We start from the raw sequence: 21316 nt of genomic DNA on the forward strand, positions 1-21316 counted from the left end.
CGTGTGAAGGCCACGTGACTAGACCGTTACGCGACCCGGGGTTGACCCCGTGGGTGTTATCGCTAACACTAACTCCTCGTCGTCACCGGAACAGGTGACGCGGACCAGGTCGGAGCGGACGGAAGGGGACGCCGGTGGCCGAACGACCCCGCTCCGGCGGACCCCTGAAGGCGACCGCGGCCGGGACGCGGCAGCCGAGCCTGACCGACGTCGCCGGGGTCGCGGGCGTGTCCCACATGACCGTGTCCCGGGTGATCAACGGGACCGGCCCGGTGCGCCCCGAGACCCGGGCCCGGGTGCTCGCGGCGATCGAAGAGCTGGGCTACCGGCCCAATTCCGCGGCTCGCGCGCTGGTCACCGGGCGGACCGGCACGCTCGGCGTCGTCGCGCTCGAGTCCAATCTGTACGGTCCGGCCAGCACGCTGTACGGGATCGAGAACGCCGCCCGGGAAGCCGGGTACGCGATCACGATCTCGAGTGTCAGCCGGCCGGGGCGGTCGTCGATCGCCGACGCGGTGGAAAACCTCCGCCGCCAGGCGGTCGAGGGCATCATCGTGATCGCCCCGCACGTCACCGCGGGCCGGGCCCTGGAGGCCGCGCCCGCGGACTTCCCGGTCGTCGCGGTCGGCGGCGGGGAGGCGGCACCGGTGCCGGTCATCTCCGTCGACCAGCGCGACGGCGCCCGCCGGGCCACCGAACACCTCCTGGCGCTGGGTCACCGGACCGTGTGGCACATCGCCGGCCCGGAGGACTGGCTGGAGGCCCGCGACCGCGAACTCGGCTGGCGGGAAACCCTGGAACGCCACGGTGTCGGCGTCCCGCGGGTGATCCGCGGCGACTGGAGCTCGCGGTCGGGGTACGAGGCGGGGCGATCCCTCGCCAAGGAAAAGGATCTGGACGCCGTCTTCGCCGGCAACGACCAGATGGCACTCGGTCTGCTGCGCGCGTTCGCCGAAGCGGGCATCTCGGTGCCGCGGGACGTGCGCGTGGCGGGCTTCGACGACGTCCCCGAGGCGGCGTACTTCACGCCGCCGCTGACGACGGTGCGCCAGGACTTCATCGAAGTCGGACGGCGTACGTTCGGCCTCCTGGCCGGGCGGATGGACGGAGGCGACCGGCACGCGCGCGCCCTGGTCGTCCCCGAGCTGATCGTGCGCGAAAGCACCGGACCGCGGTAGCGCGGCGGCCGGCGCGGACCGGTGGTTCCGCAGGGATTGTTAGCGCTAACACGCAAGTGTCACAGAGTTCCACCCAGGTTTCCCCACTGATCATCGTCGATCGAGGAGTGAACGTGCTGAAGAAGCGATGGGCCGCCGCGGCGGCCGCGGCGGCCGGACTCGTGCTGCTCACCGCCTGCGGGAGTGGCGGTTCGTCCGGCGGTTCGGGCGGGGCCATCACGCTCGGCTTCGCCCAGGTGGGCGCCGAGAGCGGCTGGCGGACGGCGAACACGAAGTCGATCCAGGAGTCGGCCAAGACCGCCGGGATCGAGCTGAAGTTCTCCGACGCGCAGCAGAAGCAGGAGAACCAGATCTCCGCGATCCGCTCGTACATCCAGCAGAAGGTCAAGGTCATCGCCTTCTCGCCGGTGGTCGAGTCCGGCTGGGACACCGTGCTCAAGGAGGCGAAGACCGCCAACATCCCGGTCATCCTGACCGACCGTGCGATCGACTCGCCGGACAAGTCCCTCTACAAGACCTTCCTCGGCTCGGACTTCATCGCCGAGGGCAAGAAGGCGGGGGAGTGGCTGACCAAGGAGTTCGGCAGCGCCACCGGCCAGGTCAACATCGTCGAGCTGCAGGGCACCACCGGTTCGGCCCCGGCCAACGACCGCAAGAAGGGCTTCGGGGACGTCATCGCGGCGGACCCGAAGTACAAGATCGTCGCGTCGCAGACCGGTGAGTTCACCCGCGCCAAGGGCAAGGAGGTCATGGAGGCCTTCCTGAAGTCCCAGCCCAAGATCGACGTGCTCTACGCCCACAACGACGACATGGCCCTCGGCGCGATCGAGGCCATCGAAGCGGCCGGCAAGGTCCCGGGCAAGGACATCAAGATCGTCTCGGTCGACGGTGTGAAGGACGCGCTGACGGCGCTGGCCGACGGCAAGATCAACCACGTCGTCGAATGCAACCCGCTGCTCGGCCCGCAGCTGATGGACCTGGTCAAGAAGGTCGCCGCCGGCGAGCAGGTGCCCGCCCGCATCGAGACCCAGGAGACCGAGTTCGACCAGGCGTCGGCCAAGGCCGCCCTGCCGCAGCGCCAGTACTGACACCCGCCCGCGGGTCGTGAGTGGTAAGGCGCGTTCTAACACGCCCTACCACTCACGACCCCCGCGTCCACTCCGGAGCACAGCACATGCCTGAACCGCAGCCCATGGTGCGGATGAGTGGTATCCGCAAGGAGTTCCCCGGCGTCCTCGCCCTGGACGGGGTCGACTTCCGGATGTACCCCGGCGAAGTCCACGCCCTGATGGGCGAGAACGGCGCCGGCAAGTCCACCCTCATCAAGGTGCTGACCGGGGTGTACGGGGTGGACGCGGGCACGATCGAGCTGAACGGCGGCGGCGTCGCCTTCAGCGGGCCCGGCGAGGCCCAGCAGGCCGGCATCAGCACGGTCTACCAGGAGGTCAACCTCTGCCCGAACCTGTCCGTGGCCGAGAACGTCTGTCTGGGCCGCGAACCCCGCCGCTTCGGCCGCATCCAGTGGGGCGCGATGCGGCGGCGGGCCGAGGAACTCCTGGCCCGGCTGGACGTCCACGTCGACGTCTCGGCCGAGCTCTCCACCTGTTCCATCGCGGTGCAGCAGCTGGTGGCGATCGCCCGCGCGCTCGACGTCGACGCGCGGGTGCTCGTCCTCGACGAGCCGACGTCCAGTTTGGACGCCGGGGAGGTCGAGCGGCTGCTGACGGTCGTCCGGTCCCTGCGCGAGCAGGGCCTGGCGATCCTGTTCGTCTCCCACTTCATCGACCAGGTCTTCGCCATCGCCGACCGGATGACCGTGCTGCGCAACGGAAAGCTGATCGGCGAGTACCGCACCGCCGACATCACGCCGGTCGAACTGGTCACCCGGATGATCGGCAAGGAGCTCCAGGTCCTCGAGGACCTGGAGGACTCCGGCCCGAGCCGGGCCGAGGTCGCCGGCGCACCGGTGCTGCTGGCCGCCGAAGGCGTCGGCCGCAAGGGCGGCGTGCAGCCCTTCGACCTCGCCATCCACGCCGGCGAGGTGGTCGGTCTGGCCGGTCTGCTCGGCTCCGGCCGCACCGAGCTCGCCCGGCTGCTCTTCGGCGCCGACCACGCCGACAGCGGCACGGTGCGGATCGACGGCGACCCGGCCTCGCTGCGGACCCCGCGCGCCGGGCTCGACCACAAGATCGCGTTCCTCTCCGAGAACCGCAAGGCCGAAGGCCTGGTCGAGGAGCTGACGGTCCGCGAGAACATCGTGCTGGCGCTGCAGGCCTCCCGCGGCTGGGCGCGGCCGCTGTCGCGCCGCCGCCAGGACGAAATCGCCGAGAAGTACGTCAAGGCGCTCGACATCCGGCCCGCCAACCCCGAGGCCCTGGTGGGCAACCTTTCCGGCGGCAACCAGCAGAAGGTGCTGCTGGCCCGCTGGCTCATCACCGAACCACGGCTGCTGATCCTCGACGAGCCCACCCGCGGCATCGACATCGGCGCCAAGACGGAGATCCAGAAACTGGTCACCCAGCTCTCGGGCGAGGGGATGGCCGTCGTGTTCATCTCCGCCGAACTGGAGGAGGTCCTGCGGCTGAGCCACCGCGTCGTGGTGCTGCGGGACCGGAAGGTCGTGGCGGAGCGGGAAAACCAGGCGCTCACCGCGGACGACATCATGGCCACGATGGCCGAGGGGGTGCAGGCGTGACTGCCGTGAAAGGGATGACGAAACACCGGCTCTTCTGGCCCGTGGTGGCCCTGCTGGTGCTGCTGCTGGGCGACCTGATCGCGAGCCCGTCGTTCTTCAAGATCGAACTGCGGGACGGGCACCTCTACGGGAACCTCGTCGACATCCTCAAGAACGGCGCCCCGCTGATCCTCATCGCGATCGGCATGACGCTGGTGATCGCCACCCGCGGCATCGACCTCTCGGTCGGCTCGGTGGTGGCGATCAGCGGCGCGCTCGCCTGCCTGTGGGTCAGCGACAACGCCGACGGCATCGGCACCACGCTGATCGCGTTCGGCCTGGCGCTCGGGCTGTCGCTGGTGCTCGGGGTGTGGAACGGCTGGCTCGTCGCGGCCCTGGGCATCCAGCCGATCATCGCCACGCTGATCCTGATGGTCGCCGGCCGGGGCATCGCCCAGCTGATCACCGACGGCCAGATCATCACCGTCAACTCCCACTCGTTCGAGTGGATCGGCAGCGGGTTCCTGGTCACCCTGCCCAGCGCCATCCTCATCGCGCTGGCGGTGTTCGTGCTGGCGTCGGTGCTCGTCCGCCGCTCCGCGCTCGGCCTGCTGGTCGAGGCGGTCGGCGGCAACCCCGAGGCCAGCCGCCTGGCCGGCCTGCGCTCGGCCCGGCTGACCTGGCTCGTCTACGTCTTCTGCGCGTTGTGCGCGGGCATCGCCGGGCTGATGATCAGCGCGAACGTGCACAGCGCCGACGGCAACCACGCCGGGTTGTTCATCGAACTCGACGCGATCCTCGCCGTCGTCGTCGGCGGCACCCAGCTGACCGGCGGCCGGTTCTCCCTCGGCGGTTCGGTGATCGGCGCGCTGCTCATCCAGACGCTCACCACCACCGTCTACGCCCTGGGCATCCCGCCCGAGGCGATCATGCTCTTCAAGGCCCTGGTCGTGCTGGCGGTGTGCCTGCTGCAGTCGCCCGCGTTCCGCCGGAAGCTGCGGCGCCGCCGGACACCGGCGGCCGGGCAGCCGGCGACCACGCCCGCTCCGGAGAAGGTGGAGGTCACGGCATGACCACGCTCGCCCGCGTCAAGGGCTACCGGCCGCAGCAGCGGCACCTGCCGATCCTCGCGACGATGGCGCTGCTGATCGGCGCCTACATCTTCGGCGCTTCGAGCTACGAGGCGTTCGGCTCGGGCCAGGTCGTCCTGGACCTGTTCATCAACAACGCGTTCCTGCTCGTGGTCGCGGTCGGCATGACGTTCGTGATCCTCACCGGCGGCATCGACCTGTCCGTCGGCTCGGTGGTCGCACTGTCCACGGTGGTCTCCGGCGACCTGCTGCAGAAGCACGGCTGGCCGGCGTACGCGGCGATCGCCGTGGTGCTGGTGGTCGGCGCGCTGCTGGGCGCCGGGATGGGCGCGCTGATCCACTTCTTCGAGATCCAGCCGTTCATCGCGACGCTGATCGGGATGTTCTTCGCCCGCGGCCTCTGCTACACGATCACCACCGAGGCGTACTCGATCGACAACGCGACGATCGCCACCCTGGCCCAGACGCAGATCCCGCTCGGCGGCGAGCTGCACATCTCGATCAGCGTGGTCGTCGCGCTCGTGGTCGTCGCCGCGGCCGCCTACGTGCTGGCCTTCACCCGGTTCGGGCGCACGGTGTACTCGATCGGCGGCAACGCGCAGTCCGCGATGCTGATGGGTCTCAAGACCGGCCGCACCAAGATCGCGGTGTACACGATCAGCGGCGTCTGCTCGGCGCTCGGCGGGCTGCTGCTGGTGCTCTACAAGTCCTCGGGCGACCCGCTCAACGGCGTCGGCCTGGAGCTGACCGCGATCGCGGCGGTCGTCATCGGCGGCACCATCCTCACCGGCGGTTCCGGGTACGTGCTCGGGACGGTGCTGGGGATCATGGTGCTCGGCATCATCCAGACCCTGATCACCTTCGACGGCACCCTCAACTCCTGGTGGACCTCGATCATCACCGGGGCCCTCCTGTTCGTCTTCATCGTCCTGCAACGCCTCGTCACCCGACGGACCCGCTGACACCCGGTCCACCGGGCCGGTGGATCATGTGAGCGCTCACACTCAAGGGAGAGTCATGCTCCGCAGACTGCGGCGGCCGGTGGCCGTCCTCGCGGCCTTGGCGCTGTGTTCCGCTGTTCCCCTCGCGGCGGCGCCGGCCGCCGTGGCCGGCGCCGCGCCGGGCCTGGCCGGGCACTGGGCGTTCGACGACGGCAGCGGGACGACCGCCGCCGACACCGCGGGCGCCCACCCGGCCACGCTGACCGGCGGCGCGGGCTGGGGCCCGGGCATCCGCGGCGGCGCGCTGACCACCGACGGTGCCACCGGGTTCGCCGACGCGGGGGCGCCGGTGCTCGACACGACCGCGAGCTTCTCGGTGAGCAGCTGGGTCAAGCTCGACAAGACGTCCGGCTACCAGACGTTCGTCAGCGTCGACGGCGCCCAGGTGAGCAACTTCTTCCTGCAGTTCCGCGACGACTCGCGCCGGTTCGCCTTCACCCGCCTGGCCGGGGACGCGCCGACCGACGGCGTCGTCGCGGGCGCGAACTTCGACCCCGTCGCGGGTCAGTGGTACCAGCTGACCGGCGTGTACGACGCCGCCGCGTCGACGCTGTCGCTGTACGTCGACGGCACCCGGCAGACCACCGTCGCCGCACCCACCGCCTGGGCGGGCACCGGGCACCTGGTGATCGGCCGCGGCAAGTACGGCGGCAACCCGGTGGACTTCGTCGACGGCTCGATCGACGACGTCCGCGCCTACGCGGGCGCGCTGACCGCCGCCGACGCCGGCCGCCTGGCCATCGCCGGGCACTGGGGCCTCGACGAGGGCACCGGCACCACCACCGCCGACGACTCCCTCGACCTGCGCACCGGCACCCTGACCGGCGGCGCGGCCTGGGGTGACGGCGTCGTCGGCCCGCACGGCGTCGCGCTGAACGGCACCGACGCCGCGGTCGACGTCCCGGCCCCGGTCGTGGACACCGCGCAGAGCTTCTCGGTGTCGGCGTGGCTCAAGCCCACCGCGGCCGCCGGCTTCCGGACCGCGGTGAGCGTCGACGGCTCGACGATCAGCGGTTTCTACCTCCAGCGCGCCGCCGACGGCCGCTTCGCCTTCACGCGCCGCGCGGGCGACGGTGACACCGCTTCGTCCTCGGCGGTGTCGACGTTGCCCGCGCAGGCCGACCAGTGGCAGCACGTCGTCGGCGTCTACAACCGCGCGGCGGGCACGCTTTCCCTGTACGTCAACGGAACCCTGCAGCAGAGCGTCCCGTTCACCACGCCGTGGACCGCGGGCGGGCACCTGGAGATCGGCCGCGGCAAGTGGGCCGGCAACCCCGCCGACTGGTTCGCCGGCGGCATCGACGACGTCCGCGCGTACCCGACGCCGCTGACCTCCTCCGCCGTCGCCGCGCTGGCCGCGAGCGGTTCGTGGCACTTCGACGAGGGCACCGGCGCGGTGGCCCGCGACTCGTCGGCCAACGCCGCCGACGGCACCTTGAAGGGGGCCACCTGGACCGCCGGTGCGGCGGGCAAGGCCGTCCAGCTCGACGGGAAGTCCACTGTGGACATGGGCGCCTCGCCCGCCTTCGACACCGGCACCGGCTCGCTGTCGCTGGCCGCCTGGTTCCGCACCACCGCATCCGGCACCCTGGTCGACCACGGCGACGGCTACGCGCTCGGCGTGACCGGCGGCAAGCTCACCGCCCGCGTCGGCACGATCCAGGTGACCACCAACGGCGGCGGCCTCGCCGACGGCAACTGGCACCACGCCGCCCTGGTCCTCGACCGCGCGGCCCAGCGGCTCACCGTCTACGCCGACGGGGACGCCTCCGCGGTCACCGGCACCTGCGGCACGGCGACCGGCACGACGCTCGACGTCTCCGCCTGCCCGGCCTCGGGCACCGCGGCGGCCCCGTTCACCGTCGGCTCCGGCTTCACCGGCGCCGTCGACGAGGTCGAACTGCGCCGCTTCCCGCTCACCGCGGCCCAGATCGGCGCCCTCGCCGGGGCGAACCAGCTGGCCGTCGACGCCAACGTCGTCCGCGCCAACACCCGGCCGACCACCTACGGCTCGATCCTCGAGGACATCAGCCACTCGGTCGAGGGCGGCCTCTACGCCGAGCTCGTCCGCAACCGCACGTTCAAGGAGGGCTACCAGCCCGGCAGCGGCGCGGGCAACACGCCGGTGCCGTACTGGTCGCTGGTCACCTCCGCGGGCGCCACCGGCAGCTACTCGATCGACACGGCGAACCCGCTGAACACCGCGCTTGACCGTTCGCTCAAACTGCACGCCGACGCCGTCCCGCGCGCCGGTCGGGTGGCCGCCGCCAACGTCGGCTTCTACGGCGTCGCCGCGAAACCGTCCACCAAGTACACGGGCAGCTTCTTCGCCAAGGGCAGCTGGACCGGCGGCGTCCGGGTCAGCCTGGAGAAGCCGGACGGCACGGTCCTGGCGAGCAAGGACGTCCAGCCGGTCGGCGCGGCGTGGGCGCAGCAGACGTTCGGCTTCACCACGCCGTCGACGATCACCGCCTCCACCGACAACCGGATCGTCGTTTCGCTGCTCAACAAGGGCAAGAAGGCCCTCAGCGGGGACGCCTGGTTCCAGCAGGTGTCGCTGTTCCCGCCGACCTTCAAGAACCGGCCCAACGGCGTCCGCGCCGACCTCGGGCAGAAGCTCGCGGCCATGAAGCTCGGCCTGTTCCGCGTCCCGGGCGGCAACTACCTGGAGGGCAACACCCTCGACACGCGGTTCGCGTGGAAGAACAGCATCGGCCCCCTCGAACAGCGGCCCGGCCACCAGAACACCGCGTGGGGCTACTGGTCCACCGACGGCTTCGGCATCCTCGACTACCTCAAGCTGTCCGAGGACATCGGCGCCCAGCCGCTCCTGGCCCTGTTCGCCGGCTACACCCTCAACGGCCAGCACGTCAGTCAGGCGGACTACCCGGCCTACGTCCAGGAAGCCCTCGACGAGATCGAGTACGCCATCGGCGACAGCTCGACCACGTGGGGCGCCAAGCGGGTCGCCGACGGCCACCCGGCGCCGTTCGACCTGCACTACGTCGAGGTCGGCAACGAGGACTGGTTCGACGGTTCGGGCAGCTACGCCTGGCGCTTCACCGACATGTTCAACGCCATCAAGGCGAAGTACCCGCAGCTGACCGTCATCGCCACCACCGGCGGGTTGCAGGGCGGGGCCGCGTCGAGCACGTCGACCGGGGTGCGCCCGGACGCCGCGGACGACCACTACTACCAGTCGCCGCAGTGGTTCACCGACAACTCGACCCGCTACGACACCGCCGACCGCTCCGGCCCGGACATCCTCGTCGGCGAGTACGGCGCCCAGGACGGCCGGCCCACCGGCACGCTGGCCGCCGCGATCGGCGAGGCCGCGTTCCTCACCGGGCTCGAACGCAACAGCGACGTCGTCATCGGCTCGATGTACGCGCCGGTGCTGGTGCAGGAGAACCAGTCCAACTGGCCGGTCAACCTGATCGGGTTCGACGCCGGGACCAGCTACGCCTCGCCGTCCTACTGGGTGCAGCAGATGTTCTCCAGCACCCTCGGCAAGCAGATCGTCACCAGCCGCCTCAACCAGGGCAGCCCCCTGCGGCAGGTGGTCAACGTGACCACGAAGAGCGGGAGGAAGACCTTCACGGTCAAGCTCGTCAACCCGACCGGGCAGGTGCAGACCGCACGGCTGTCGCTCACCGGCGTCACCGCCGTCGACGGCACCGGCACGCTCACCACGCTCACCGGCGACCCGGCGGGGCGCAACAGCCTCGCCGCGCCGTCCGCCATCGTGCCGCAGACCAGGGAGATCACCGGGCTCGCCGCGACGTCGAAGCTGACGCTGCCGGCCAATTCGGTGACGACGCTGGTCCTCACCGGCCGCTAGAACCCCGGGACGCGGCGCGTTCACCGCCGCCCGCGCCGCGTCCCGGTCACCAACCAGGAGGGAGGACACGTGGGAGAGCCACTCACCGTCGGCGTCGACTTCGGCACGTTGTCGGGCCGCGCGGTGGTCGTGCGCGTCCGCGACGGAGCGGAACTCGGTTCCGCCGTCTTCGAGTACCCGCACGGGGTGCTCGACGAGACGCTGCCCGCCACGGGCCGCGCGCTGCCACCGGAATGGGCGCTGCAGGTGCCCGCGGACTACGTCGGAGTGCTCCGCAACGCCGTACCGGCGGCGCTGCGGGACGCCGGCGTCGAGGCGGCCGACGTCGTCGGCATCGCCACCGACTTCACCGCGTGCACCATGGTGCCGACGACCGCGGACGGGACGCCGCTGTGCGAACTGCCCGAGTTCGAAGGCAGCCCGCACGCGTACGTGAAGCTCTGGAAGCACCACTCGGCGCAGCCGCAGGCCGTGCGGATCAACGAGCTGGCCCGCACCCGCGGCGAGAAGTGGCTCCCGCGCTACGGCGGGCTGATCTCCTCGGAGTGGGAGTTCGCCAAGGGCCTCGAGGTGTTCGAAGAGGCGCCCGAGGTCTATGCCGCCATGCGGCACTGGGTCGAGGCGGCCGACTGGATCGTCTGGCAGCTCACCGGCAGCTACGTCCGCAACGCCTGCACCGCCGGGTACAAGGGCATCCTCCAGGACGGCCAGTACCCGAGCCGCGACTTCCTCCGCGAGCTCGCCCCCGGCTTCGAGTCCTTCGTGACCGACAAGCTGGAGCACCCGCTGGGGCAGCTGGGGTCCCGGGCCGGATCGCTGTCCGCGGAGGCCGCCGGGTGGACCGGGTTGCCCGAGGGCATCGCGGTGGCCGTCGGCAACGTCGACGCGCACGTCACCGCCCCCGCCGCCCAGGCCGTCGAGCCCGGGCAGATGGTGGCGATCATGGGCACCTCGACCTGCCACGTGATGAACGGCGCCGAGCTGCGCGAGGTCCCCGGCATGTGCGGGGTCGTCGAAGGCGGGATCGTGCCCGGGCTCTGGGGGTACGAGGCCGGTCAGAGCGGCGTCGGCGACATCTTCGGCTGGTTCGTCGAGCACTTCGCCGGTGCCTCGCACGAGGAGCTCACCCGGCTCGCCGCGCAGCAGGAGATCGGCGAACACGGCCTGGTCGCGCTGGACTGGCACAGCGGCAACCGGTCGGTGCTGGTCGACCACGAGCTCTCCGGCGTGATCGTCGGCCAGACGCTCGCCACCCGCGCCGAGGACGTCTACCGCGCGCTGCTGGAGGCCACCGCCTTCGGCACCCGCAAGATCATCGAGACGTTCACCGCCGCCGGTGTCCCGGTCACCGAGCTGATCATCGCGGGCGGGCTGGCGAAGAACGCGCTGCTGATGCAGATCTACGCCGACGTCACCAACCTCCCGCTGTCGGTGATCGGCTCGGCACAGGGACCGGCCCTCGGCTCGGCCATCCACGCGGCCGTCGCCGCCGGGGCCCACGCCGACATCCGCGCGGCCGCCGCCGCGATGGGTTCGGTCGAGCGCGCGGTGTACCGGCCGGTGGCCGCGCACGTCGTCGCCTACGACGAGCTGTACGCCGAATACACCGGGCTCCACGACTACTTCGGCCGTGGCGGCAACGATGTCATGCACCGGCTGGCCGCCCGCAAACGCGCTGTCGCGAAAGGACACTCCTGATGTCCCTGACCGGTGAAGTGCTCGACACCGTCGCCGAACTCCGGGAGACGGTGGCGAAGCTGCACGGCGAGCTGACCCGCAACGAGCTGGTCATCTGGACCGCGGGCAACGTCTCGGCCCGGGTCCCGGGCCGGGACCTGCTGGTCATCAAGCCCTCGGGCGTGTCCTACGACACCCTGTCCGCGGACACCATGGTGGTCACCGACCTGGACGGGGAGCTCGTCGAAGGCGAGCTCGCGCCGTCGTCGGACACCGCCGCGCACGCCTACGTCTACCGGCACATGCCGGAGATCGGCGGGGTGGTGCACACGCATTCGACCTACGCCACGGCGTGGGCGGCCCGCGGCGAGCCGATCCCGTGCGTGCTGACGATGATCGCCGACGAGTTCGGCGGGGAGATCCCGGTCGGGCCGTTCGCCCTGATCGGCGACGACTCCATCGGCCGCGGCATCGTCGAAACGCTTCGCTCCAGCCGCTCGCCGGCGGTGCTGATGCGCAACCACGGCCCGTTCACCGTCGGCCGCACCGCGCGTGACGCGGTCAAGGCCGCGGTGATGGTCGAGGACGTGGCCCGCACCGTCCACAAGGCCTTCGAGCTCGGCACGCCCGAACCCCTCCCGCCCGAGGACGTCGACCGGCTCTACGCCCGGTACCAGAACGTCTACGGCCAGCACTGACCTTCGCAAGGAGAACGATGACTTCGGCATCGAAACCCCAGCTCTGGTTCCTCACCGGCAGCCAGGCCCTCTACGGCGAGGAGACCCTGGAGCAGGTTGCCGGCCAGTCGCTGCGCATCCAGCAGCTGCTCACCGCCTCGGGCGCGCTCCCGGCCGAGATCGTCGGCAAGCCCGTGCTCACCGAGTCCGCGTCCATCCGGCGCGTGCTGCAGGAAGCCAACGCCGACCCCGCCTGCGTCGGCGTGATCGCGTGGATGCACACCTTCTCGCCCGCGAAGATGTGGATCTCCGGGCTGGACGCGCTGCGCAAGCCGCTGCTGCACCTGCACACCCAGCTCAACGAAGCCCTGCCGTGGTCCACCATCGACATGGACTTCATGAACCTCAACCAGGCCGCGCACGGCGACCGCGAGTTCGGGTTCATCCAGACCCGTCTCGGCGTGCCGCGCAAGACCGTGGCCGGGCACGTGTCCGACCCGGCCGTCGTCGCGCGGATCGACGCGTGGGCGCGGGCCGCGATCGGCGCCGACCACCTGCGGAACCTGCGGCTGGCCCGGTTCGGCGACAACATGCGCGATGTCGCCGTGACCGAAGGCGACAAGGTCGAGGCCGAACTGCGCTTCGGCGTCTCGGTCAACACCTACGGCGTCAACGACCTCGTCGAACTCGTGGACCAGGTGTCCGAAAAGGACACCGTGGCGGCGCTGGTGGCCCGTTACGCCGACGATTACAACGTTGTCGCGGAGCTGGCGGACGGGGGCGCGCGGCACGAGTCGCTGCGGTACGCGGCCCGGATCGAAGCCGGGCTGCGGAAGTTCCTCACCGACGGCGGGTTCGGCGCGTTCACCACGAACTTCGAGGACCTCGGCGGCCTGCGCCAGCTGCCCGGCCTCGCCGTGCAGCGCCTGATGGCCGACGGCTACGGCTTCGGCGGCGAGGGCGACTGGAAGACCTCGGCGCTGCTCGCCGCGGTCAAGGCGATGAGCGTCGGCAAGGACCGCGGCACGTCGTTCATGGAGGACTACACCTACCACTTCGGGCCGGGCAAGCCGAAGATCCTCGGCGCGCACATGCTGGAGGTCTGCCCGAGCATCGCCGCCGCCAAGCCGTCCTGCGAGATCCACGCGCTGGGCATCGGCAACCGGGAGGACCCGGTCCGGCTGGTGTTCGACGCCGCCCCCGGCCCCGGTGTCGTCCTCGGCCTGGTCGACCTCGGCGACCGCTTCCGGCTGGTGGCCAACGAGATCGACGTCGTCGCGCCGGACGAGCCGCTGCCGAACCTGCCGGTCGCGCGGGCGGTCTGGGAGCCGGCGCCGTCGCTGGCGACGTCCGCGGAGTCCTGGATCACCGCGGGCGGCCCGCACCACACCGTGCTCACCCAGGCTGTCGGCACCGAGACCCTTCGCGACTTCGCGAACCTGCTCGGTGTCGAACTGCTGGTCATCGACAAGGACACGACCCCGCACGACTTCGCCGACCGCATCCGCTGGAACCAGGCGTACCACCGGCTCGCTCAGGGCTTCTGAGAAAGGAAGAAAGAACGATGAAGTTCACCAGAGGAATCGCGGCGCTCGCCGCCGCGGGGCTCGCGCTCACGCTGTCGGCGTGCGGTTCGAGCCAGAAGACCGCGGACCAGACGGCCGCGCCCGGCGCCAGCGCCGAAGGCAGCCTGGTCGGCGTCACCATGCCGACGAAGTCGTCGGAGCGCTGGATCCACGACGGCGACAACATCAAGGCCGCCCTGGAGAAGCTCGGCTACAAGGTCGACCTCCAGTACGCCGAGAACGACATCCCCACCCAGGTGAACCAGATCGAGAACCAGATCACCAAGGGCGCCAAGCTCCTGGTCATCGCCTCGATCGACGGCACGGCCATCACCACCCAGCTGCAGGAAGCGGCGGACAAGAAGATCCCGGTCATCGCCTACGACCGGCTGATCCGCAATTCACCGAACGTCGACTACTACGCCACCTTCGACAACTTCAAGGTCGGCGTCGAGCAGGCGAACTCGCTGGTCAAGGGCCTCGGTGACGGCGCCGGTCCGTTCAACGTCGAGCTGTTCGCCGGTTCGCCGGACGACAACAACGCGACCTTCTTCTTCAACGGCGCGATGTCGGTCCTCAAGCCCCTGATGGACAGCGGCAAGCTGGTCGTCAAGAGCGGCCAGACCGACTTCGCCCGCGCGGCCATCCTGCGCTGGGACCCGGCCACCGCGCAGCGGCGCATGGAGGACCTGCTCACCAAGACCTACACCGGTGGCGCGAAGGTCCAGGGCGTGCTCTCGCCGTACGACGGCCTGTCGATCGGCATCCTGTCGGCGCTGAAGAGCAACGGCTACGGCACCGCCGGCCAGCCGTACCCGATCGTCACCGGGCAGGACGCCGAGGTCGCCTCGGTCAAGTCCATCATCGCCGGTGAGCAGTACTCGACGATCTTCAAGGACACCCGCATCCTCGCCGACACCACGGTGAAGATGGCCGACGCGGTGCTCAAGGGCGGCAAGCCCGAGGTCAACAACACGAAGGACTACGACAACGGCAAGAAGGTCGTCCCGTCCTTCCTGCTGCAGCCGGTCACCGTGGACAAGGCCAACTACCAGAAGGAACTCGTCGACTCGGGCTACTACACGGCAGGTCAGCTGAAATGACCGAACTGCTCGGCATGCGCGGGATCACCAAGACCTTCCCCGGGGTCAAGGCGCTGTCGGACGTCACTCTTTCCGTGCGCCGCGGGGAAATCCACGCGATCTGCGGGGAGAACGGCGCCGGGAAGTCCACCCTGATGAAGGTGCTCTCGGGCGTCTACCCGCACGGGAGCTACGACGGCGAGATCACCTTCGACGGGCAGCGGTGCGAGTTCGGATCGGTGCGCGACAGCGAACGGCGCGGGATCGTGATCATCCACCAGGAACTCGCGCTGTGCGGCCAGTTGTCGATCGCGGAGAACATCTTCCTCGGCAACGAACAGCAGAAGCGGGGCTGGATCGACTGGAACCGCACCAACCACGAGGCCGGCGCGCTGCTCAAGCGCGTCGGCCTCGCCGAAAACGCCACGCGGGCGGTGCAGGAACTCGGTGTCGGCAAGCAGCAGCTCGTCGAGATCGCCAAGGCACTGTCCAAAGAGGTCAAGCTGCTGATCCTCGACGAGCCCACCGCGGCGCTCAACGACGACGACTCGGCCCACCTGCTCGAGCTGCTGCGCGGGCTGCGGGACGAGGGCGTCACGTGCGTGATCATTTCGCACAAGCTCGGCGAGGTGACGGCGATCGCCGACACCGTCACGATCCTGCGTGACGGCAAGACGATCGAGACCCTCGATGCGGCGGGGCTGACGGAAGAGCGCATCATCACCGGGATGGTCGGGCGCGACCTCGAGCACCGGTTCCCGCCCCGGGAGCCGGAGATCGGCGAAGAGGTGCTGCGGATCGAGGACTGGACCGTGCACAGCCCGACCCAGGCCGGGCGGGTCGTCGTCGACCGCGCGTCGCTTTCGCTGCGGCGCGGGGAGATCGTCGGCCTGGCCGGGCTGATGGGCGCGGGCCGCACCGAACTCGCGATGAGCGTGTTCGGCCGGTCGTGGGGCAAGGACATCTCCGGGCGGATCTTCAAGCACGACGAGGAGATCGAGGTCCGGTCGGTCCAGGAGGCCGTGCGCCACGGCATCGCCTACGCCACCGAGGACCGGAAGCGCTACGGGCTCAACCTGATCGAGGACATCCAGCGCAACGTGTCCGCGGCCGGGCTGGGCAAGCTGGCCACGCGCGGCTGGGTCAACGAGCACGCCGAGCACGACACGGCCAACCGGTACCGCCAGGACCTGCGGATCAAGGCGCCGAGCGTGCAGAGCGTCACCGGGAAGCTGTCGGGCGGCAACCAGCAGAAGGTCGTGCTGGCCAAGTGGATCTTCACCGATCCGGACGTGCTGATCCTGGACGAGCCGACCCGCGGCATCGACGTGGGCGCGAAGTTCGAGATCTACACGATCATCAACGCTCTCGCCGCCCAGGGGAAGGCCGTCCTGGTCATCTCCTCCGAGCTGCCGGAGCTGCTCGGGCTCTGCGACCGGATCTACGCGCTGTCGGCGGGACGGATCACCGGCGAGGCCGGGCGCGAAGAAGCCACCCAGGAACTGCTGATGCAGTACATGACTAAGGAACGGGAATGACCACGACCGAAGCGCGGCCCGCCGTGCCCCCGGTTGAGCGCTCCAAGCGGAGGATCTCGATCAACCCGCGCCAGAGCGGCATCTACGTCGCGTTCGCGCTGATCGTGGTGCTGTTCGAGGTGCTCACCGGCGGCGCGCTGCTGGAACCGCAGAACATCTCCAACATCATCGTGCAGAACAGCTACGTGCTGATCCTCGCGATCGGGATGATCCTGGTGATCATCTCCGGGCACATCGACCTGTCCGCCGGGTCGGTGGTCGCGATGACCGGCGCGGTGTCGGCGGTGCTGATGGTGAATTCGCACCTGCCGTGGTTCCTGGCGGTGCTGATCACCCTCGTCGTCGGCGCGGCGATCGGCGCGTGGCAGGGTTACTGGGTCGCCTACTTCGGCATCCCGGCGTTCATCGTGACACTCGCCGGCATGCTGGCGTTCCGGGCCCTGACCCTGACGGTCCTGGGCAACCAGGGCATCGGCCCGTTCCCGGACGCGATCCGCACGCTGTCGAACGGCTTCACCGACGGCTACCTGGGCAACATCGGCCTCGGGCCGCTGGGCGGCGCCGACCTGGTGTCGCTGCTGGCCGGCGTCGCGGCGGTGGCCGGGATCGTGTTCACGCAGTGGCGGAAGCGGATGGGGCGGCTGGGCTACGGCCAGGACGTCGACCCGTTCCCGCTGTTCGTCCTGAAGCTGGCCGGGATCGCGGTGCTGGTGCTCGCGCTGGTCGTGCAGCTGGCCCGGTTCAAGAACCTGCCGTGGGTGCTGATCCTGCTGGCGGCGCTGGTGCTCGGCTACTCGCTGGTGGCCGGGAAGTCGGTGTTCGGCCGGCACATCTACGCCGTGGGCGGCAACCTGCAGGCGGCGACGCTCTCGGGCGTCAAGGTCAAGCAGGTGACGTTCTGGATCTTCGTCAACATGGGCGTCCTGGCGGCGCTGGCGGGGATCATCTTCGCGGGCCGGCTCAACCAGGCCGGCCCGACGGCGGGCGTCAACTTCGAGCTGGACGCGATCGCGGCGGCGTTCATCGGCGGCGCGGCGGTCCAGGGCGGCGTCGGCAAGGTCGTCGGCGCGATCACCGGTGGCCTGATCATGGCGGTGATCAACAACGGCATGTCCCTGATCGGCGCGCCGAGCGAGCGCGTGATGCTGGTCAAGGGTGTCGTGCTGCTGGCGGCGGTGGCCTACGACATCTGGACGAAGCGCCGCGCGGCCTCCTGACGCGCGGTCCAGGTGAAGGCCACCTCGGAGTTCACCCCCGAGGTGGCCTTCACCGTGTCGCCCCGCCAAGCACGCGAGATGCCTCCGCTTACTGGCTGCAGCGCTTGCCGGTGTTGATGCAGTTGACGACCTGGTTCATCAGGCGCTGGCCCATGACGTTGGCGAAGTCGTCGTGGTCCGAACGCGGGTTGTGCTTCTCCTGGGCAAAGGCGTCCACTTTGTACTGGCCCTTGACCTGGATGTCGTGCGGGATGTTGTAGACCAGCTTGATCACCAGTTGCGGGACGTTCTTGAAGCCCTGCGGGCACTTGCCCTGCTGGTCGGCGAACACGATGTGCGTGCGGTGGTTGGTGCTGTCGATGTTCTTGCCGTCCCAGCAGTTCGGGAACGCGTGGATGCGCTCCACCTTGCTGTTCGCCGGGCAGATCGGGTAGTGGTCGGTGAGCCGGTCCTCGAAGCCGGTGCAGGTCCAGCTGGGCCGGGCGTTGGCCGGGCCGTTGGTGCTCTGCTTGGCGTCCCCGTAGAGGATGCGGAGGAACTGCGGCATCGCGACGACCTTGCTCGCGCCGCCGCTGGTGAACGTGATCGTCGCCGACTGGACGCGCTGGATCTCGCCGTCGTTGTCGCCGACCTCGTTCTTGTCGTTGACGCCGGGCAGTTCGCCCGCCTGGCCGCCCGAGTTCTGGCCGCCGTTGTCGAGGCCGCCCTGGCCGTTCTGCTTGAGCGCGCACTGCGCGAGGCCGCCGAGGTTCGTCGGCTTCGCCGCGCGGCGGCCGATCGCGATGGCGATCCGGTCGATGGTGGCCGCGCGCTTGTCCTTGAGCGGGCCGACGACGGCGTTCTGGATGTCCTGCGGGGTCTTGAGGTCGCCGTTCGCGATCCGCTTGTTGGCCTCGTCGATCTGCTTGTCGAGCAGGTCCAGGTTGCGGTTCACCTCGTCCATCGCCTGGTCCGGGACGTCGGGCAGCTTGCTCGCGACGTCCGGGCAGTCGACCTGGGCGCTCGCCTTGTCCTTGGCGCTGCCGGCGCGGTCGGGCTGCGTGGCGGGCGGGTTCTTCTCGGCGTCGCCGGTGTCGATGCGGACGACGGGCCAGAAGTAGGCGGACTTGTCGCCGTTCTTGCAGGTCGTGCCGGCCTTGACGAGGCTCTTGTTGTTCGAGTCGGAGTTGGTCGAGAGGTTGCCGACGTAGTCGTGCAGGTGCTGGGCACCGTTCTTGATCCCCGGCTGCGCGATGAAGTTGTCGGGGTTGAAGTGCTGGTTTTCGTTGCGGCCGCAGTCGACGGTGAACGTGCCGCGGGCGCCCTTGCGCTGCAGCGCCTTGTTCACGTTCACCCCGGCCGGGACCTTCGCGATGTCGATGAAGAACGACTTGTCGGCGGGGTCGGCACTCGCCTCGCCGGTGCGCCCGGCGGTGGTCGCGACGACGATGCCGCCGACCGCGATCGCGAGCGCGAGGCCGCCGGTGGCGATCTTCGTGCGGCGGGTGATGCGATGTCTGCCCGTGGCGGGGGTGCGGGTGGTATTCCGGGCCATGGTCACCTCGTTCGGTTTTCCGGGCACGCCGAAGAGAGCCTGCGTGCCCGGGCTGGAGACGCGCGGAACCCGGGGAGCGGCACCGGGTCGCGGGTATCGGGGGACGCGCCCGGTGTCACTGGTTCCGGCAATGGGGGGAACGGACGCCGGCGCGGACCGGTTCAGCCCGTTACCCGTTCGTTATTTATGGAAGGTGAAGAAAGTTCACGTCCCACCCTGTGATCGCTAACATCTACGCATGTCCGTGGACGACGCAGGTCCGGCCGGTCCGCTCGGCGCGATGCTGCGCGGGCGGGGCACGCTCGGCGTGATCGCGACCGGGGCGTCGGCGTCGGGACCGGTCCTGCACGGCCTCCGCGCGGCCGCGCGCGAGCAGCACTACGCGCTGAGCGTGTTCAGCGTGTCCGGCCACAGTGGTCCGGCGGTGCTGGCGGCGGTCGCCGGCCTCCGGCTGCAGGGGGTGGCCGGCATCGTGATGCTCGACGGGCACCTCCTGGCGGAACTGGCGCCGGTGACCGGAATCCCGCTGGTGCCCGCGGCGTCGACCGACCAGTACACCGGTGCGCGCCGGGCCACCGAGCACCTCCTGGAGCTGGGCCACCCGACGGTCTGGCACCTGGGCGGCCCGGAAGACGGCCCGTCGGCCCGGACCCGCGAGCGCGGCTGGCGCGAAACGCTGGAGCGCCACGGAGCCGAGGTGCCCCCGGTGGTCCGCGGCGACTGGTCGGCCCGCTCCGGCTACCGCGCCGGCCAGTCCCTGGCGGTCGAATCCGGGGTGGGCGCGGTGTTTTCGGCCAACGACCACATGGCACTGGGTCTCCTGGCGGCCTTCGCGGAGGCGGGCATGCGGGTCCCGCGCGACGCGCACGTGGTGGGCTTCGACGACGTCCCGGAAGCGGCCTACTTCGCGCCGCCGTTGACGACGGTCCGCCAGGACTTCGTGGCGGCGGGCCGCCAGACCCTGGCGGCGTTGACGGCCCGCATCGACGGCACACCGGCACCGGCGCGGGACGCGGCGGAGGTGGAGCTGGTGGTCCGGGAAAGCAGCCGCTGCCTCAAAGGCGCTTGACGACGGCCAGCGCGAGCAGCGCGAGTCCGGCGGCCGGAGCCAGCACGAAGGCGGCGGACGCGCCGAACCCGTCGGCGGTGTGACCGGCGACGAACGCCGCCAGTGCCGAACCCGCCGTACTGGCCGAACCGGTCCAGGTGAACGCCTGCGTGCGGACCGCCGGGTGGACGGCCCGCTCGGTCAGGACGTTCAGCGTGACGAGCGTCGGCGGGACAGCCGCCTCGGTGAGCACCACCGCGGCGCCGAGCCAGATCGCCGACGGCGCAACAGGAAGCAGCGCCGCCGTGGCCGCCAGGTACGCACTGGCGACGACGAGCCGGCGGTGCGCCGAAGAACCGCGCCACCCCGAAAGCCTCCCGGAGAGCCACCCGGAAAGCAGTCCGCTGACGCTCGCGGCGGCGACGATCGGCGTGGCCGCGCCGGGCACGCCGTGTTCCGTGGCAAACGCGGTCACCGAAACGCCCATCGTGCCGAAGTACAGGCCCACCGCCGCGTTGAGCAGCGCGAGGTGTACGAACGACCGCCGGAACAGGCCGGGCCGGGCGCGGGTGGGCGGGGGAGCGGTCCGGCGCTGCGTGGCCAGCGCCGCGCCGCCGCCCACGAGCAGGACCGCCGCGATCGCGACGGCGAGGGGCGCGTGGCCGGCCGCGCCGAGCGCGGTGACCAGGACCGGCCCGAGGAGGAACGCGGTCGCGTTGGCCAGCGACTCCAGCGCGAAGGCGGTGGGCAGCGCGTCGCCATGCAGCAGGTGCGCCCACCGGGCCGCCGACAGCGCTCCGAGCTGGGGGACGGCCGCGCCGGCGCCCGTGGCGAACGCGATCGCCGCCGCCGGGGTGGTGGAAGCGAGGACTCCCGCGATGGCGATGCCGTGGGCCGCCAGGGCGAACGGCAGGACGCGGGGCTGGCCGAACCGGTCCACCAGGCGGGCGACCCGCGGACCGAGGACGGCCTCGGCGAGGGCGTACCCGGCGGCGGCCAGGCCGGCCGGGCCGGCGGACCCGGTGCGGGCGTGGAGCAGCCAGACCAGGCCGAGGCCGGTCATGGCGATGCCGACCCGGCCGGTCGCGGCGGCGAAGAAGAAAGCGGCGGCGCCGGGCCGGCGCAGCACCGAACGGTATGACATGACGTCCCGGTACCGTTGCGGCCCGGCCACGGCGGGTCCGGACGACTGG

General features: G+C 70.6%; 15 protein-coding genes. 13 read left to right on the plus strand and 2 right to left on the minus strand.

All coding sequences use genetic code 11. The features are described 5' to 3' along the window. Nucleotides 1–134 precede the first annotated feature (134 nt). The 12 genes from ABZW17_RS18010 (at nucleotide 135) to mmsB (ending at nucleotide 17541) form a co-directional block, all read left to right on the plus strand. Nucleotides 135–1178: a LacI family DNA-binding transcriptional regulator gene (locus ABZW17_RS18010; RefSeq protein ID WP_354814676.1), complete on the plus strand. Its 1044-nt coding sequence runs from the start codon at nucleotides 135–137 to the stop codon at nucleotides 1176–1178. 107 nt (nucleotides 1179–1285) lie between these two features. Then, a complete protein-coding gene (locus ABZW17_RS18015) occupies nucleotides 1286–2266 on the plus strand; it encodes an ABC transporter substrate-binding protein (RefSeq protein ID WP_354814679.1) in 981 nt (326 codons plus the stop codon). A 104-nt stretch (nucleotides 2267–2370) separates the two neighbouring features. Further along, nucleotides 2371–3873 carry a sugar ABC transporter ATP-binding protein gene (locus ABZW17_RS18020; RefSeq protein ID WP_354815105.1) on the plus strand — a complete coding sequence of 501 codons (1503 nt, stop codon included), beginning with the start codon at nucleotides 2371–2373 and terminating at the stop codon, nucleotides 3871–3873. Between the two features lie 14 nt (nucleotides 3874–3887). Continuing rightward, nucleotides 3888–4925: an ABC transporter permease gene (locus ABZW17_RS18025; RefSeq protein WP_354815108.1), complete on the plus strand. Its 1038-nt coding sequence runs from the start codon at nucleotides 3888–3890 to the stop codon at nucleotides 4923–4925. Beyond that, on the plus strand, nucleotides 4922–5905 hold the full coding sequence (yjfF, locus tag ABZW17_RS18030; RefSeq protein ID WP_354814682.1) for a galactofuranose ABC transporter, permease protein YjfF: 984 nt from the start codon (nucleotides 4922–4924) through the stop codon (nucleotides 5903–5905). Before ABZW17_RS18025 ends, yjfF begins: the two co-directional genes overlap by 4 nt. A 55-nt stretch (nucleotides 5906–5960) precedes the next feature. Beyond that, a complete protein-coding gene (locus ABZW17_RS18035) occupies nucleotides 5961–9785 on the plus strand; it encodes a LamG-like jellyroll fold domain-containing protein (protein WP_354814685.1) in 3825 nt (1274 codons plus the stop codon). 69 nt (nucleotides 9786–9854) lie between these two features. Further along, nucleotides 9855–11483: a ribulokinase gene (gene araB, locus ABZW17_RS18040; protein ID WP_354814688.1), complete on the plus strand. Its 1629-nt coding sequence runs from the start codon at nucleotides 9855–9857 to the stop codon at nucleotides 11481–11483. After that, complete coding sequence (locus tag ABZW17_RS18045; protein WP_354814691.1) at nucleotides 11483–12160, plus strand: L-ribulose-5-phosphate 4-epimerase; 678 nt, start codon at nucleotides 11483–11485, stop codon at nucleotides 12158–12160. The genes araB and ABZW17_RS18045 overlap by 1 nt, the downstream gene beginning before the upstream one ends. Before the next feature lie 17 nt (nucleotides 12161–12177). Continuing rightward, nucleotides 12178–13686, plus strand: a complete 1509-nt coding sequence (gene araA, locus ABZW17_RS18050) for an L-arabinose isomerase (RefSeq protein WP_354814694.1) — start codon at nucleotides 12178–12180, stop codon at nucleotides 13684–13686. A 17-nt stretch (nucleotides 13687–13703) separates the two neighbouring features. Further along, nucleotides 13704–14807 carry a multiple monosaccharide ABC transporter substrate-binding protein gene (gene chvE, locus ABZW17_RS18055; RefSeq protein WP_354814697.1) on the plus strand — a complete coding sequence of 368 codons (1104 nt, stop codon included), beginning with the start codon at nucleotides 13704–13706 and terminating at the stop codon, nucleotides 14805–14807. Beyond that, on the plus strand, nucleotides 14804–16324 hold the full coding sequence (gene mmsA / locus ABZW17_RS18060) for a multiple monosaccharide ABC transporter ATP-binding protein (RefSeq protein WP_354814700.1): 1521 nt from the start codon (nucleotides 14804–14806) through the stop codon (nucleotides 16322–16324). Before chvE ends, mmsA begins: the two co-directional genes overlap by 4 nt. Next, a complete protein-coding gene (gene mmsB, locus ABZW17_RS18065; RefSeq protein ID WP_354814703.1) occupies nucleotides 16321–17541 on the plus strand; it encodes a multiple monosaccharide ABC transporter permease in 1221 nt (406 codons plus the stop codon). Before mmsA ends, mmsB begins: the two co-directional genes overlap by 4 nt. An 88-nt stretch (nucleotides 17542–17629) precedes the next feature. Here the strand turns inward: mmsB and ABZW17_RS18070 are convergent, their stop codons facing one another. After that, a complete protein-coding gene (locus tag ABZW17_RS18070; RefSeq protein ID WP_354814706.1) occupies nucleotides 17630–19075 on the minus strand; it encodes a DUF1996 domain-containing protein in 1446 nt (481 codons plus the stop codon). Nucleotides 19076–19313: 238 nt separating this feature from the next. Here ABZW17_RS18070 and ABZW17_RS18075 point away from each other — a divergent pair, with 238 nt between their 5' ends. Next, nucleotides 19314–20144 carry a substrate-binding domain-containing protein gene (locus ABZW17_RS18075; RefSeq protein ID WP_354814709.1) on the plus strand — a complete coding sequence of 277 codons (831 nt, stop codon included), beginning with the start codon at nucleotides 19314–19316 and terminating at the stop codon, nucleotides 20142–20144. Here the strand turns inward: ABZW17_RS18075 and ABZW17_RS18080 are convergent. Beyond that, complete coding sequence (locus ABZW17_RS18080) at nucleotides 20131–21267, minus strand: MFS transporter (RefSeq protein WP_354814712.1); 1137 nt, start codon at nucleotides 21265–21267, stop codon at nucleotides 20131–20133. The two genes, ABZW17_RS18075 and ABZW17_RS18080, sit on opposite strands and share 14 nt — an antisense overlap. Nucleotides 21268–21316: the final 49 nt, after the last annotated feature.

This window comes from Amycolatopsis sp. NPDC004625, from assembly GCF_040609695.1.
In the GTDB taxonomy this organism is placed as follows: Bacteria; Actinomycetota; Actinomycetes; order Mycobacteriales; family Pseudonocardiaceae; genus Amycolatopsis.

Excerpts from the sequence above, each read along its gene's own strand:
- ABZW17_RS18020 (WP_354815105.1), top strand. The coding sequence starts at position 2,371 with ATGGTGCGGATGAGTGGTATCCGCAAGGAGTTCCCCGGCGTCCTCGCC.
- ABZW17_RS18025 (WP_354815108.1), top strand. The coding sequence starts at position 3,888 with ATGACGAAACACCGGCTCTTCTGGCCCGTGGTGGCCCTGCTGGTGCTG.
- yjfF (WP_354814682.1), top strand. The coding sequence starts at position 4,922 with ATGACCACGCTCGCCCGCGTCAAGGGCTACCGGCCGCAGCAGCGGCAC.
- ABZW17_RS18035 (WP_354814685.1), top strand. The coding sequence starts at position 5,961 with ATGCTCCGCAGACTGCGGCGGCCGGTGGCCGTCCTCGCGGCCTTGGCG.
- ABZW17_RS18045 (WP_354814691.1), top strand. The coding sequence starts at position 11,483 with ATGTCCCTGACCGGTGAAGTGCTCGACACCGTCGCCGAACTCCGGGAG.
- araA (WP_354814694.1), top strand. The coding sequence starts at position 12,178 with ATGACTTCGGCATCGAAACCCCAGCTCTGGTTCCTCACCGGCAGCCAG.
- chvE (WP_354814697.1), top strand. The coding sequence starts at position 13,704 with ATGAAGTTCACCAGAGGAATCGCGGCGCTCGCCGCCGCGGGGCTCGCG.
- mmsA (WP_354814700.1), top strand. The coding sequence starts at position 14,804 with ATGACCGAACTGCTCGGCATGCGCGGGATCACCAAGACCTTCCCCGGG.
- mmsB (WP_354814703.1), top strand. The coding sequence starts at position 16,321 with ATGACCACGACCGAAGCGCGGCCCGCCGTGCCCCCGGTTGAGCGCTCC.
- ABZW17_RS18070 (WP_354814706.1), bottom strand. The coding sequence starts at position 19,075 with ATGGCCCGGAATACCACCCGCACCCCCGCCACGGGCAGACATCGCATC.
- ABZW17_RS18075 (WP_354814709.1), top strand. The coding sequence starts at position 19,314 with ATGTCCGTGGACGACGCAGGTCCGGCCGGTCCGCTCGGCGCGATGCTG.
- ABZW17_RS18080 (WP_354814712.1), bottom strand. The coding sequence starts at position 21,267 with ATGTCATACCGTTCGGTGCTGCGCCGGCCCGGCGCCGCCGCTTTCTTC.